Origin of the sequence: Sphaerothrix gracilis Ecp01 (assembly GCF_030405905.1) — a bacterium.
GTDB lineage: Bacteria > Cyanobacteriota > Cyanobacteriia > Phormidesmidales > Phormidesmidaceae > Sphaerothrix > Sphaerothrix gracilis.
This window is the reverse complement of record NZ_JASATW010000015.1, coordinates 55,416-69,416: the sequence shown is the minus strand read 5'-3', so window position 1 is coordinate 69,416 and position 14,001 is coordinate 55,416. Positions and strand designations below refer to the sequence as shown.

The 14,001-nt window shown below is 52.3% G+C and carries 10 protein-coding genes; 4 read left to right on the top strand and 6 right to left on the bottom strand.

Annotation, left to right across the window (positions count from 1 at the left end; all coding sequences use genetic code 11):
- Positions 1-7 precede the first annotated feature (7 nt).
- Both gap and QJQ48_RS17210 read right to left on the bottom strand, forming a co-directional pair.
- Positions 8-1,060: a type I glyceraldehyde-3-phosphate dehydrogenase gene (gene gap / locus QJQ48_RS17215; protein WP_346292479.1), complete on the bottom strand. Its 1,053-nt coding sequence runs from the start codon at positions 1,058-1,060 to the stop codon at positions 8-10.
- Between the two features lie 132 nt (positions 1,061-1,192).
- Complete coding sequence (locus QJQ48_RS17210) at positions 1,193-3,400, bottom strand: AAA family ATPase (RefSeq protein ID WP_346292478.1); 2,208 nt, start codon at positions 3,398-3,400, stop codon at positions 1,193-1,195.
- 113 nt (positions 3,401-3,513) lie between these two features.
- Here QJQ48_RS17210 and QJQ48_RS17205 point away from each other — a divergent pair, with 113 nt between their 5' ends.
- Entirely contained in the window at positions 3,514-4,092 is a 579-nt protein-coding gene (locus tag QJQ48_RS17205; RefSeq protein ID WP_346292477.1) for a hypothetical protein, read from the top strand.
- A gap of 271 nt (positions 4,093-4,363) precedes the next feature.
- Positions 4,364-4,651: a hypothetical protein gene (locus tag QJQ48_RS17200; protein WP_346292476.1), complete on the top strand. Its 288-nt coding sequence runs from the start codon at positions 4,364-4,366 to the stop codon at positions 4,649-4,651.
- 326 nt (positions 4,652-4,977) lie between these two features.
- On the opposite strand, the gene QJQ48_RS17195 is transcribed toward QJQ48_RS17200, so the two are convergent.
- The 3 genes from QJQ48_RS17195 to QJQ48_RS17185 form a co-directional block, all read right to left on the bottom strand.
- Positions 4,978-7,749 carry an NACHT domain-containing protein gene (locus tag QJQ48_RS17195; RefSeq protein ID WP_346292475.1) on the bottom strand — a complete coding sequence of 924 codons (2,772 nt, stop codon included), beginning with the start codon at positions 7,747-7,749 and terminating at the stop codon, positions 4,978-4,980.
- Positions 7,750-7,997: 248 nt separating this feature from the next.
- Positions 7,998-9,143: a peptide-methionine (R)-S-oxide reductase MsrB gene (gene msrB / locus QJQ48_RS17190; protein WP_346292474.1), complete on the bottom strand. Its 1,146-nt coding sequence runs from the start codon at positions 9,141-9,143 to the stop codon at positions 7,998-8,000.
- A gap of 199 nt (positions 9,144-9,342) precedes the next feature.
- Positions 9,343-12,294: a right-handed parallel beta-helix repeat-containing protein gene (locus tag QJQ48_RS17185; RefSeq protein ID WP_346292473.1), complete on the bottom strand. Its 2,952-nt coding sequence runs from the start codon at positions 12,292-12,294 to the stop codon at positions 9,343-9,345.
- Positions 12,295-12,600: 306 nt separating this feature from the next.
- Here QJQ48_RS17185 and QJQ48_RS17180 point away from each other — a divergent pair, with 306 nt between their 5' ends.
- Positions 12,601-13,215: a hypothetical protein gene (locus tag QJQ48_RS17180; protein WP_346292472.1), complete on the top strand. Its 615-nt coding sequence runs from the start codon at positions 12,601-12,603 to the stop codon at positions 13,213-13,215.
- Between the two features lie 177 nt (positions 13,216-13,392).
- A complete protein-coding gene (locus QJQ48_RS17175) occupies positions 13,393-13,749 on the top strand; it encodes a hypothetical protein (protein ID WP_346292471.1) in 357 nt (118 codons plus the stop codon).
- Between the two features lie 34 nt (positions 13,750-13,783).
- Here the strand turns inward: QJQ48_RS17175 and QJQ48_RS17170 are convergent, their stop codons facing one another.
- Positions 13,784-13,999 carry a glycogen debranching protein gene (locus tag QJQ48_RS17170; RefSeq protein WP_346292470.1) on the bottom strand — a complete coding sequence of 72 codons (216 nt, stop codon included), beginning with the start codon at positions 13,997-13,999 and terminating at the stop codon, positions 13,784-13,786.
- Between the last annotated feature and the right edge of the window lie 2 nt (positions 14,000-14,001).

The following is a 14,001-nucleotide window of genomic DNA, read 5'->3' as shown; positions in this document are numbered from 1 at the left end:
TTTAAGCCTACGCAAAAGCGGGAATTTGGACGGTTTCTAGCCGTCCTTCTTTTTGAGCCATAAACAGCATCAGATCGACAACCCGGTTGGAGTAGCCCCATTCGTTGTCATACCAGGCAACGACCTTAAAGAAATTGGCGTTGAGTTCAATCCCGGCTCCGGCATCAAAGATGCTAGAGCGCGGATCGCCTTGAAAATCGGTAGAAACAACCGGATCCTTGGTATAGCCCAAGACGCCTGCTAAATCGGTTTCTGCTGCCTGCTGCATCGCCTCGCAGATGGCCCCGTAGCTGGTTGCCTGCTCGGTCTTAAAAGTTAAGTCTACGACTGAGACATCGGGAGTCGGCACCCGCAGAGCCATTCCCGTCAGCCTGCCTGCTAATTCTGGCAGAACTAGCGTTACGGCCTTGGCGGCTCCGGTAGAGGCCGGGATGATGTTTTGGCCAGCGCCGCGTCCGCCGCGCATATCTTTCTTGCTTGGCCCATCGACCGTTGGCTGGGTCGCAGTTGAAGCGTGCACCGTGGTCATCAGTCCTTCAGCCAGGCCGAAGCGATCGTTGATCACTTTGGCGATGGGAGCGAGACAGTTGGTGGTGCAGCTAGCATTAGACACGACGCGATCGCGCTCTGGATTAAAGGTTTCGTGATTTACCCCCATGAGCAGTGTCGGCACCTGCTCAGGATCCTTGGTCGGCGCAGAAATGACCACGCGCTGAGCGCCTGCCTCTAGGTGCTGGGCTGCAGCGCTGTAGGTAGTGAAGAGTCCGGTGGCTTCGACCACGTAGTCTACGCCCAACTGCTGCCAGGGTAGTTCAGCCGGATTGCGCACCGCGCTGCAGGGAATCAGCTTGCCGTTGACAATAATGCCCTCATCGCAGGCGCTGACTTCGCCGGGAAAGCGTCCGTGGGTTGAGTCGTACTTCAGCAAGTAGGCCAGATTCTCTGGGGGGACCAGATCGTTGATGCCGACAAACTCAAGATTGGGATGGCGAATACCGGCCCGTAGAACCAAGCGGCCAATACGGCCAAAGCCATTGATAGCAATTTTTAGGGTCGTCATAGATAGCTAGAGTATGTCCGATAGACTGTTGCTTCCTGGTTTATCGGCAAGTGAGGGGTCTAAGGTGGGGATCTCGATATTTTTTAAGACTTCGCCCCTCTTTTATTTCTAAGCAGTTACAAAATTGCCTTTTCATAACACGCTGATAGCAGCCTGAATGAAGATCAACTGGCCCTGCCAGGTAACCGTTTGATTGAGCAGCTGCTGGGTAAAGAGAGCTTTAATCGCTTTGAGGTCAGTGGTGGTCAGCGAGTTGGCAAGGCGATCGCCATAGCTAGGTCGTCCCTCTGGCCCAGGCTGAAACCAGCGGTCAAGCATTTGGGGGGAAATATAGAGATCAATCGCCGTCGGCTGAACTTCAGTTGTGGCCTTCAACTTAGCCGCCTGTAAGTCGCTTAGCAAATTGGCTTGAAACGCTTCATAGCTAGGTTCATGGGCGTAAAAGGCTGCTTCCGCAGCTATGAGTTTCTGATAAAGCGCCGCCTCAATCCGATCGGCAGATAGCAGGCTGTAAAAGCGCTGTCCGGCCTGGGGTAAATTTTCTACCAGCACTAAACGTCCTTGGGGGGCTAAGCGCTGAGCCATCTGCTGCAGGAAAACAGTGCGATCGCCCACGTGCCTCAGCACGTTACGCCCCACAATCCGATCAAACTGGATCGCCTCCTGAGCGAGGGCGGCTAGGGGAGCGGCAGATTGAGTCTGGAGCACTTTGGGGCGGTTCAGTTCAGGCAGTGCCTGCGCCTGTTCCTGCAGCGCTTGCGTATCGGTTGAATGGTAGGTCAGGGCATAAACGCCCCCCTCCGGTACCTGTCGCAGGGCTTCCCAGGTGAGCAACCCACTAGCGGCATTGAGATTGAGGACGACGTGGTGCCGCTGGAGCTGAGCCAGGGCAAATAGGCGATCGCGGATCTGAGCTAGGCGATCGCCTGCCTGAGCCAAGCTGCGCTGCAGCCAGCGATCCTGAGCGGCATTGAGCGGGCTATAGGTCAAAATTTCGGGTAGAGCGTTCTCGGTGAGAGCGGCGAGCTGGGCTTCCCGGCGGCGGGCCACCTGAGTTTGAATCGTGCCTTCATAGCCCTGAGCCGATGGCTGATAGAAAATCTGCCCCTGCAGGCTGCTGGGTAAATACTGCTGGGCTACCCAGTGGTCGCGGTAGGCGTGGGGATAGAGATATCCCTGACCGTGGCCGAAGCCTTTTTTATCCCGGCTGGCGTCGCGCATCGGGTTGGGGACATCGGGCTGCTGGGCTTGTTCAACGGCGGCGAGGGCATCGAAAAAGCCCATAACGCTGTTGGATTTAGGGGCGGTAGCTAAATACAGAGTTGCCTGGGCCAGCGGATAGCGCCCCTCCGGCATCCCCACCCGGTCAAAGGCGGCGGCGCAGCTTGCTACCACCGTCACCGCCTGGGGGTCGGCCAGTCCCACATCTTCGCTGGCTAAAATCAGCAGGCGGCGAAACAGAAAGCGCGGATCTTCCCCGGCATAGACCATCTGGGCCAGCCAGTAGAGCGCCGCATCGGCATCGGAACCGCGTACGCTTTTGATAAAGGCGCTGATGGTATCAAAGTGGGCGTCTCCTTCTTTGTCATAGAGCACAGCCCGCTGCTGAATCGAGTCTTCGGCTACCGCTAGCGTGACGTGAACAGTGCCGTTCTCATCAGGCGGCGTGGTTTCGACTGCCAGTTCGAGGGCGTTGAGCAGGGTGCGGGCGTCACCGTTGGCAACGTTGACCAGGTGATCTAGCGCCTCTGGATCGAGCCGCACAGATTTGTCGCCATAGCCGCGATCGCTATCCTTTAGCGCCTGGGCCACAACCTGCCGCAGATCGCTTGGTTCTAAGGGCTTGAGCTGAAATAATCGTGAGCGGCTGACCAGCGCTTTGTTTACCTCAAAAAACGGATTCTCCGTCGTCGCCCCAATCAGAATCACCGTGCCGTTTTCCACCCAGGGCAGCAGCGCGTCCTGCTGGGCTTTGTTAAACCGATGCACCTCATCGACAAACAAAATCGTGCGCTGGCCGAACTGACCGCGTTTGTCCTGAGCTGTAGCGATCGCTGCTCGAATCTCTTTCACCCCCGACAGCACCGCATTGATGGCAATGAAGTGGGCCTTCGTCGTATTGGCGATTACCCGCGCCAGCGTCGTCTTACCCGTTCCCGGTGGCCCGTAAAAAATTAGCGACGAGAGCTGATCGGCCTGTACCGCTCGCCGCAGCAGTCGCCCCGGCCCGATGATGGCGCTTTGGCCGATAAACTCATCGAGCGATCGCGGTCGCATTCGCGCGGCCAGCGGCGCTTCTTGCTCCACTAGCTGCTGGCGATGCTGGTCAAACAGATCCATAGGCAGGTTCTCAGAGCGCTTATTCTTACTGTAGTTGTGTTTGCAGACAACCCATTTCACCCCTGGCAACTTTCGCTAAGCTAGCAGCAAGACTCATTTTTGGCGCGAACGGTATGGGCAAGGGCAAGAAAAACAATCTCAAATGGGTAAAGCAAACTCTAGAGCTGGAAAAGGATCACCGCTGGCAGTCCCAAGAGGGCTACAAGATCTTTGTGGCGGGGCGGGGGGCAGTTCGCTTCGATGTGCCGCAGAGCTGGCACTTTGAGGCCGAAGAAAAGTCTTTTTGGTTTGCCGATAAAAAGCCGCCTGATGATGACTGCCGCTTGGAGGTGTCTTTTAACCACGTCCCGACCGACAAGCTGCGAGATTTTCCGCTGAAGGGGATTCTCAAAAAAATTGCCCGCGAAGATGAGCGGGACGTGCTGGAAACGGGGGATGTTGTGTCGATTCAGCGGCAGACGGCCCGGATTGTCTGGACGCAAATCAAGTTTATGGATCATCAGGAAGATCCCCGCGAAGCCTATTCCCGCGTCTGCATCGGCCTTGGCTCTGGGGTGCAGTGCCTCATCACCTATGACTACTGGGCCGATCAGGCTGAGGAACGGATTCCGGTTTGGGACGTGGCGATAGATTCGCTGACGCTGGGGCTGTATATCCGCGATCCGCGGACGGGGCTGGCGTTTCCAGATTAGTCAGGCGAGAGGGGATCTACCCTTGCGCTCAGCCGTCCAATGCGGTAAATTTTGGGGCTATAGCTGTACGTGTGCAGCTTGACTATCACCCAAAAATTTGGTCGAACGGTGCCGAGAGTTGTTGGTAGCAATCTTCCGGCACCTGACCCCTTCGACAGTACGCACCTGTCTCGGAGGCTAGAGTAATTATTACTCAGGCCGTCCCGAACTGCTATGTCTTGGGTCGGCCTTATTTTTGGGCTTCCTTACCCGATTCTGGAGGAATCCCAAAATGCTGTTCTATATCAACCCGAATCTCCCGGATTTTACTAATCTGGGAGACACAGAACCCCTGCGCCTAGGCGTGCCCCGCGCCCAGCCAGAACGGGAGCGATTGCGCCACCTGATTATGGGATCGCCGGAGGGGGTACGCGAGGCGGTGAAGATCCTGCACGTGCTGAACTACGCCGATCAAGGCTTGTGGAATAATCTGCTGACAATTCCGGAGTCAGGCATTTTGCTGACGCCGGAGCAGGGCGAGGTCTTCACCTACCTGATGCGCTATCGCCCCCTGAGCTAGTTTCTAGGGACCGTTTTTTGCTCTGAGGGCGGCGGCGTTTCGCTAACACCAGAAAAAACGGTCCCTATGAGTCCCCTAGATAGGTCATAGCAAGCTCATCTCGTTCTGGTTGCTCATCTTACGGTGCTCTTTCTAATGGCTCTCCTTACCAAGCACCAAAAGTATTTAGGAATTTCTGAGGCCATTGGCGTTTTTAGAGTTTTCTGTATGAGTTATGAACCAGTAAAATCTCTAACTCTTCTCCAGGATAATTAGGAAGTTGAATCTAAAGAATGCCTTCGTTATTCATATGTGCTGTCATCTGAACGGTTTTCATCGCTAACTTCCTATACTTCAGTGTTTCTAGTTTTTGCTTCAAGGCTTTCTAGTTTTTTCTGTGCCCATGAGCGGAGCTGTTCATCAGGATCGTTTGCAGCGCGATCGCTTAGTAGCTCAATCGTTTCTGAAAGATCAGAATAGTATTCTAGAAGACCGTTTAGTGCAGATTTTCGGGGATTACTCTGCTCAGGATGTATACGTCTAAAAGCATCAAACTTTATGACATCAATCAGAAGCTTAGGCGTTATTGAATAATCATAATAGTGGCTTGCGATTGCCTCAACTGCAATATTACGAACTCCCCAATCACCAGCTTCATAAATTAACTCTTGAAGAAGGGGGAAAGTGTCAGGGTAACCATAATAGTGCTTGCCAATTACTTCAACAGCAGCAGCCTGTCCTCCCCAGTCTTCTGCATATTTTGCCCAATGCTTAAACCAAGACTCAACTACTGATTCATGATGATAATATTTTGCAATTGCTTTAACTGCCGCATACTGGATAAAAGAGCTTTTATTTTTTTCTACCTGTTGTTTCAACCATAACAGAGTTCCATCAAAGTAACTAGCAATCCTATTCAGCAGTTCTTCACATAAATCCCAAGATAATCGTGTTTCCCATACCTCAACCTCCTGTTTAAGATGTTCGAGTAAGGAAATACGAATAGAAGAAATAGCTACAGCATGACTAATGTCAGCTACACAATCGGCTGCCAAAAGTAAGTTTGCTAGTGCTGCAACTTGTAATCTTTCGTGTCCCCAAGGCTCCTGGGATAGAAATGTCTTGCGATCAACTCGCTGACTTATTAAATACTCAACCAATATTCCTGCAAGCTTTGAATCAATCATTCCGCAGATTAATCGCAACACCTCATGCCACGCTTCATCCTGCCAATGCTGACCAAACACCTCATCGCGTAACTGTTCAAACGTCAGCGATCGCTGTTTTTCAAAACGATTAACAATCTCAACTGCGCAGAAATATTCCAAAAACGTGCGATGCATAAAGCCATAGGTATCCGCACCGCGATAGCAGAGAATAAAATTGCGTTCCCTGAGCTGCTGAATCAGCCGATTTGCCTTTTCACGGGGCGCATCAAACCCCTGTTCGCGTAGATAAGTTGTTAAAATTTGGGTCAGCCTGTCCGCGCTGATCAAATTACCTTTTAAGCCATCTTCCCCCGCCTGCATTTCATAGGCGATCGCCCGCAAAATTTCCTGCTTTTCCCGCCGCCCAATCGCATCTAACGGCAGATTCAGCCGCTTGTGATCCACATCCCAGTGATACAACAGCACCCGCGATGCCTGGTCATAAAGATCGGCGCGATCGCGTGGTAGCTCTTGCCGCCGATTCAAAATTGCCATCATCGTTAGCAGTAGCGGATTATCTGCCAGATTTTCAATAGCTTTAGAGTTAGCGATCGCGTCTCTTAGCCGCTGCTTCAATCGCATTTTGTCCGGGTCGTTACCCATTGCCAAGTCATACCAGCGATCGATGAACTGATGCATCTCAAACTCATCCAGCGCCTGAATCGTAAACTGGCGAAAGCCTGCGTGCTGAAAGCGCTCCGGGTTATAGCCAATGATGCGTGATGTGACTAGAATCTGAGCTTGGGGATACCGCTGAGCAAAGCGAATAATGTCATCCACCACAGCGGCCTGCGTCGCGCGATCGAACACCTCATCTAAACCGTCGAACATCACTAACGTCGGCTGCTCCAGCAGGTACTCGTGAAGTCGCTGCTGGTCGAATTGCCAATCAGCCCCGCGCCCTCGGTGCAGAAAGTCTAGAAAGCTGGTTGACTCTGCTAGAACATATTCCCGCAGCTCAATCAGCAGCGGCAGCGTTTCTGCTTTGCCCTCCACCCAGTTCAAAGCTAGATATTGCAGCAGCGTAGACTTGCCCGCACCCGGATCGCCTAGAATCACAGACTGCTGCGAGTCAGCGATCGCCTCCAATGCCTTACGCGCAGGCTGCTGCAGATATTCGCGCTGATAATACTCCAGAGCTTCCGGTGATAAATCACTCTCTAGCTGACCTTCGGCTTGTAGTTTGCGCTTCACATCCAGCGGCAGGTCATAGCGCATCGGTGGCAGCGCTTCCCGTACTGTTTGCTCAATAAAAATGTTCCACAGCTTGATAGCATCTACGCGATCGGTGCTGTCGAGGATATAGAGCTTTAGGTGTCCATAGCTAGCTTGTAAGCTTTGGCGATACTTGATTACGTCGAAGCCAGGTGAAAGTTGAGCTGTGTTTTGGGCGATCGTTTCCAGAAGTTCCGTATCTAACAGCGCTCTCAATTCCGCATCCGCCTTGACAATCCCCTTCACCGCCAGCACATAGCTTTTCGCTACCCGCCGCCAGTCAAATTCTTCTACCGGAAACTGCCAGCCCGGTTTCACTCGCTGTAACCAAAGCTGTTCTAGCTGCTGGTAATCTATCTGCTTGCAGTCTGTCTCAAACGCCTTCCCTAAAATCTGACCAACTGCCTTATCCCGGACAAATTGCTTAATTGCGGCTTTGTAGTAATGATCCAGACTCGTTTCTGGAATCTCATTGATCTGTAGTTCCTCTACAAACCGCTGAATAAAGCAGCCGATCGCCTCTGCCATTGGCCCTTTCAATGACGACGCCTGCAGCCGCGCCACACCGCTATCAAAGCAGTCTTTGAAAAAATCTTCTACATAGCCTTCCAGCGCTGACTGGCCTAAGTCCAGCACCTGCTTCAGTACCTGCTTGCTCAGCTCTAGGCCCGTTCCGATCAAGACGCCTTCCCACATGCCGCAATCTTAGAAGTGACTCAAGGATTGCTTCTACTATGGCATTCCGGCCCAAAAGATGGCACGCAAACACCGCTCATCTATCGTAAGGCGGGCAATGCCCGCCCTACCGGCTACGCCTCAATCTCCGCCGCCTCAAGCTCATCTACTGTAAGGTGGGCAATGCCCACCCTACCGGCTACGCTTCAATCTCCACTGCCTCAAGTACCGCTCACCTACCGCAAGGCGGGCATTGCCCACCCGACCGGCTACGCTTCCACCTCTGCTCCCTCAAACAGCGACAAATACTCACCGTAGCCCTCCGCCTCTAGATCCGCCACCGGCACAAACCGCATCGCCGCCGAATTCATGCAGTAACGTAGGCCCGTCGGCTCCGGCCCATCCTCAAACACATGGCCCAAATGCGAATCCGCCTGCTTGCTGCGTACCTCCGTCCGCACCATAAAGAACGAACGATCCTCCACCTCAACAATATTGCTCGGCTCCAGCGGCTGCGAAAACGAAGGCCAGCCCGTCCCCGACTTAAACTTATCCAACGACGAAAACAGCGGCTCTCCCGACACTACATCCACATAGATGCCCGCTTCTTTGTTATCCCAATAGGCATTCTTAAACGGTCGCTCCGTCGCATCCTCCTGCGTCACCGCATACTGCTCCTCGGTGAGCATCTCCTTCAGCTCCGCCTCACTCGGCTTTGTGAAAGAAGTCCGCGCCGCCTCCAGCGCTTCGTTTTCCTCTAGCTGATAGACCGTCGTGTCCCCTTTCCAGACCCGATCGATAAAGCGATCGCGCCCAGAAGCATTGCGATAGAAGCCATAGCGCAGAGAATTTTCCGTGTGGTAGTTCTGGTGATAGTCTTCAGCCGGATAAAAAGTTTCCGCTGGCTCAATCACCGTGGCGATCGGTTCCTCAAACTTACCGGAGGCATCTAGCGCCGCTTTTGATCCTTCCGCCAACTGCTCCTGCCGCTCATTGGTGTAGAAAATAGCCGACGTATAGGATTCGCCCCGATCCACAAAGGAGCCCCCCGCATCTGTCGGATCGTGCATCCGCCAGAAAGCATCCAGGAGCTGCTGATAGTCAACCGTGTCGGGATCGTAGTAAACCTCGACTGTCTCCCGGTGGCCGGTGGTGTGGCTAGAGACTTGCCCATAGGTCGGATTTTCTACCGTGCCGCCCATATAGCCAGAAACGACCTCCGAAACCCCCTCTAGCTTCTCAAAATCGGCCTCAGTACACCAAAAACAGCCTCCGGCAAAATAGGCCACGGCGCTGTCTTCGGTATTGATGCTTGAGCTTGAGACAGCGCTGTCGCGGCTGCTGAACAGTTGAAATGAAAGAAGTGCTCCCCCTACTACAACCCCCACCAGGGCGAGCCAATAACGTCGTTTCATGAGTCTTTTAAGTAATATGCGGCTTGATTCTTACAGCTTTCCTCCTTTTAGAGTAACGATATTCTCAGGCCACGATCGCCTCCAGCTAGCCCAAAACCCCTACGGAAAACCCCACTCACTCAGCAGGCAACTGCCTTTTAGACAAGTTGGGCGTCAAATACCGCTAAAAGACTTAATTTCACGCGTCAGGGAAAGTGGCTTAGGGTGTTTGACAGGTTGCAGCTGACACGGAAGTGATTGTGCCTGTCATGGTGACAGTGTTGCTATTGCTATTTCCGGTTGGTGGTTCGAGCTGAAGTAAGCCTTCATTCTGCTGAATTAACGCAAAATTGTCTTGCAGAACGTTGTCTTGCAGTCTTAAACAGACTCTACTGGCCGTCGTCTGCATAGGGAATGGATTATTGCCCGACGCGATCGCTCTCACATCAGTTGAATTGTTGCTTAACGTATTGCTCTGTATGGCCACATCAGCTTGAGAGGTGCCATTAACAACCGTACTGCCATTTTGCTGCGCTTGAATATTAATTCCTTGTCCGTTGCTGTGTCCCTGAATAGTGTTGTTCGTGATAGAGGCTCTCAGCTGTGGATTGCCCGCCAGAATAGTACCTACACGCAGATCAATACCGTCATCAACGTTGTTGGTAATTGTGTTGTTGGCAATGGTTAAGCTAGCCAAATTATTGTTACCTTCAACCGCTACTTGAATCCCATCTCCAGCTAGCGGTGACGAAGTGCCATTACCTTCAATCTGATTATTAGTAATAGCAATCGTGCCAGTAGCGGTTCCGCCCATGACGACTACAATGCCATCTCCAGCGTTGTTGTCACTGGGATTAGGGCCGCCAATAGTATTATTTGCGATCGCCAAATCAAGATCACCTGACACATTACCCACCGCAATTGCCTGACCTTCAATGCTCGGATTGCCATTGCCTGTAGACGTGCCGGTGACCGTGTTGCCTGTGATACTCGCTGTCCCTGTAACCTGATTAAGGTAAATAGCGGCTGGGAGAGTCGTGGCCGGATTGGTCGTCCCCAAGGTGGCAATTTGGCTAAGTTGGTTGTCTACAATTTCAACGCCGACTGTGTCAAAAATGCCAATGCCGACATTGCTGGAATTAGAAATTTGATTGCGCTGAATCAGGGCTCCGTCAGAGTCTGTTAGTGAAATAGGAGCAACGCTGATATTGAAAATTTCATTATCCTGTATCAATAAATTGTCTGAACCTAGTGCATTAACTCCCTGCTGCGCATTGAAGAGCTGGTTATTCTGAATGACACCAGCCGTTACCGTGTTCAGGCCGATCGCAATAGAATCAATTTGAGAAATCTCGTTGTTTTGAACAGTCAGACTGTCAGACTGGCTGACCGCAATGCCTGACTGAGCATTTGAAATGGTATTTTGAGCAATTGTGGCTTGATGAGAACCTGCCTGCAGCGCGATCGCCGTTTCACCAATCTGTGAAATTTCATTCTCCTGAATCCGCAAGCCAACTCCATTATTGGTAACAATGCCCAGTCTTGAGTCGAGCAGCGTATTTTGTTGAATAGTGCTGCCATTTGAATTTTGAACCGTAATAGCGGCGTCGTTGATGCGTGAGACTTGGTTACCCTGAATTATCGCTTCGTCAGAGCCAGATGTCACCGCAATGCCTGAGCGATTATCGACTAGCGTGTTGTTTAAAACCTGCACGCCATCTGAGTTCTCTAGAGAAATGCCCACGACACTGTTGTTTGAAACCTGATTGTCCCGCAGGATAGCGCCTGAAGCCCCATTGACCACGATGCCGCTGGGGCCATTGAAGACATCAAAGCCCGCTAGCGTATTGTTGCCGCCAATGAGGGTTACGCCGTTCTCAATGCGGGGTAGGGTGCCGCGATCGCCAAAGTCAGGTAGTACCGCAGTTATAACGCTACCAGAGGACTGAATTGACAGAGATTGTTCCACACCGCTAGAGAGAACCTGAACTTCGGCTGGAATGGTAAAGCCGCTGAGCGGATTAGTCGCTGTATCACCAGGACGCACATAGACAATGTTGCCTGAATTAGCAGTCAATAAAGCTGAGGCGATCGCGTTTTGAGGATCCTCCACGGTGCCGCTACCGTCGCCGCCGCCGGGAGTAACGTGTAAAAAGAAGTAAGCCTCCTGCGTATCAGGGTTAATAGCCACATCGGTCTGTAAACTACGCTCAGTTTGCTGCTCAACAATAATTGAATGATTGCGGGTCAGGCTTTCTGCGGCCCTAGCCCATACCAGCGCCTCCGGATCGACCGCTTCCGCCTCCGGGAGCTGGGTTGGGCCACCTACACTGGCATTGACCGAGAAGAAAACATTGGTGCCGAATAAGTCATCGTTCTGCACACCCAGGCCAAAGCGCAGATTTTCCTGTAGACGGTAGTCTAGGCGCATCCGTACTCCTAAGCTGTCGTCTGACTCATTGCCGCCGTAGTAGTACAGACCGGAATAGGCCCAGAGATTGCCCCAGCCTGCCGGTAGTTCAATTAGGCGAAATCCGGCCTCAAAGTCAACGCCGCTCAGGGCGGCCTCAGCTTGGCTAAAACTGCCTAGATCAAACACCAGTTGGTTGCCCTGAAAGCGGAGATTCGTAGGAACGCCGCTGGCGCTGCTGCTGCCTGCAACCTGGTTGCGCCTGTCTCCAAGGGGTAAATAGGTATTAAGGTGAACGTCCCAAACATCGCCGAAGGCTTCCAGTCCGGCTGAAAACTGGGTAAAGCTGCTGCGCCCCGTGTCGCGAAAATCAAATCCGGCATAGCCTCCCAGCAGCGTGCTGCCTGACAAGAAGCGATAGCCCGCTAGCAGGCTACCGCCTAGCTCAGCGTCGTCATCTAGGCTAACTCTCGGTACTAAATAAACAAGATGACTCCCTGGCGTTTGCAGGAGCGGAATGAAGCCTTCAAATCCGGTAAAGCCGCCATTGTATCCGCCGCTGTCGCTGTTGTAATTGATCCGCCAGCGCGGATCAATCCGTAAGTCGGTGGCGGCTGATGAAGTTTGCTCATCTACTTGCGCTAAGTCTATTGTCGGCTCTAGGGTCTGAGCTGCAGTTGGCGCGATCGGTGCTATGACAGCGAGAAGACAGCTTAGATAGAGACAGCGACGCAGGGCTGAGAGAGGTAAACGGATGGGCATGACGGCCTAGATATCAGTAAAAGCTCTAGCAGAGAATTCCCATAGAACACCCTGAGACAGCCATAGACGGGCGAGATAATCGTGAATATCACGGATTCTTCTTAAAGCTTTTGAAAGGTGAAGAAGTCACGGGCCTAACGATAGTAAACTGCTCTCGGCTGAAATGACGATGACGGGCTAAACTCATAATCATTGCTTGATGCAGTAAAAAAGAGCTACGGCTTTTCCATAAAGCTTTGCATGCTTTCGCTGTCGATCCTGTTGATCGCGGCCTGAGCGATAAAACATCACCTAAGGAGAGTGTTCATGCTGCAGATTCGCCCCCGCGCTCGAATGGTTCCAGCGGGCATCGCGATCGCCTTTACGTTGGCTGGTTGTGGTGGTTCCAAAGTAACGCAATGCAATCGGCTCGCTGAGGTTGTCAACCAAACCCAGGGCTTTATGCAAGAGTTTGAGACGGAAATTCAAAGTTTCAGCAGCAATGCGGCCTCCGTACAAAACCTGGAAGATATTAAATCGGCTGCCGGGCAGTATACAACCGCTGTCGACAAAGTGGTGACTAACTTAGACGGATTAGTCACTGACTTAGAACAAACCGATCTCAATGACGAAACGCTGGTTCAGTTCCGAGACGAGTATGCCACTGTAGTGCAGGGTTTCAGCGATGCTCTAGAGCAAGCTAGTGGCGCTATGGAGCTTGTGGTCGCTGTGGAGTCTGAAGCAGAGCTTCCCGCTAGCATTGAGGCTTCTCAACAACAGACCGTTGAAGCCGTTAACCAGATCGAGCAGCTTTCTCAAACCGAATCTGAAATCATCAACGAAGTCAATACTTACTGCGGCGCTGCGACGCCTATAGAGCCTGCTGAAGGGGGTACAGAAGGTGAGGTGCCGGCCCCCCCTGAGCCTGAAAGTGCTGAGTAAGCTAACTTAATCATCTAGAGGGACATCCCAGCTAGGTGTTCCCCTAGATGCGAGGGCTGTTTGTTAAAAAAGGCTGAGGGTTCTAGCCTAACTGACAATGTGGCTGTCTATCCTGTACAAGAAGACGCGACTAGGCAACCCCTTCGACGACTGGATCTACATCAGGAATCTTTGCTTGTGAGCCAACAGCCTAAAATTGTCCATCTAGATATGCTGGATACCGATTATGTCAGCCTAGCGACTGGCGACGGCATTTCCGCCGAGCGAAAACAAAGACTGGCGGCAGAAAACTACAATATTGATTTGCTGAGCCGTCAGCTAGTTCACTATCAGTATGCCAATCTGGATCAGCAGGGACGAGACGACATCCTCTGCAAAATTGGCACCACAGCAGAACTGTTCACCCTGGCGGATCGAGAGGCGATGGATGAGCGTCTGCGCTCGACGGGCAAATTCTTTCTTACTCCAGGGGAACGTCAGCAGGTAGTGAACTGGCTGCAAGATGAGCTAGGCGTAGCGGTAGCGCTATCGTAAGCGTTGGCCCAAGGCAGGGTATCCACAATTGCCTCTAGTAGCTGATCTTTAAAGCTGTCACAGGAACATCATCCCAAGACTCTACGGTGCGCAGGCAGGCCGTCCAGCCCTCTAGCCGCTGATCTTCGGTTAAATCTTGCTCAAAGGTCGTATGACATTCGCGTGCTTGCGCTTCGTCGTAGCAGGCAATGCAGGAGTAAACGATACCGCAGGGATCGATTTGCTCGTTGATCCAGATAGTTTTAGTCATTC

Coding starts and splice junctions, on each gene's coding strand:
- QJQ48_RS17205 (WP_346292477.1), top strand. CDS start 3,514: ATGGGCAAGGGCAAGAAAAACAATCTCAAATGGGTAAAGCAAACTCTA.
- msrB (WP_346292474.1), bottom strand. CDS start 9,143: ATGAAACGACGTTATTGGCTCGCCCTGGTGGGGGTTGTAGTAGGGGGA.
- QJQ48_RS17185 (WP_346292473.1), bottom strand. CDS start 12,294: ATGCCCATCCGTTTACCTCTCTCAGCCCTGCGTCGCTGTCTCTATCTA.
- QJQ48_RS17200 (WP_346292476.1), top strand. CDS start 4,364: ATGCTGTTCTATATCAACCCGAATCTCCCGGATTTTACTAATCTGGGA.
- QJQ48_RS17210 (WP_346292478.1), bottom strand. CDS start 3,400: ATGGATCTGTTTGACCAGCATCGCCAGCAGCTAGTGGAGCAAGAAGCG.
- QJQ48_RS17195 (WP_346292475.1), bottom strand. CDS start 7,749: ATGTGGGAAGGCGTCTTGATCGGAACGGGCCTAGAGCTGAGCAAGCAG.
- QJQ48_RS17170 (WP_346292470.1), bottom strand. CDS start 13,999: ATGACTAAAACTATCTGGATCAACGAGCAAATCGATCCCTGCGGTATC.
- QJQ48_RS17180 (WP_346292472.1), top strand. CDS start 12,601: ATGCTGCAGATTCGCCCCCGCGCTCGAATGGTTCCAGCGGGCATCGCG.
- gap (WP_346292479.1), bottom strand. CDS start 1,060: ATGACGACCCTAAAAATTGCTATCAATGGCTTTGGCCGTATTGGCCGC.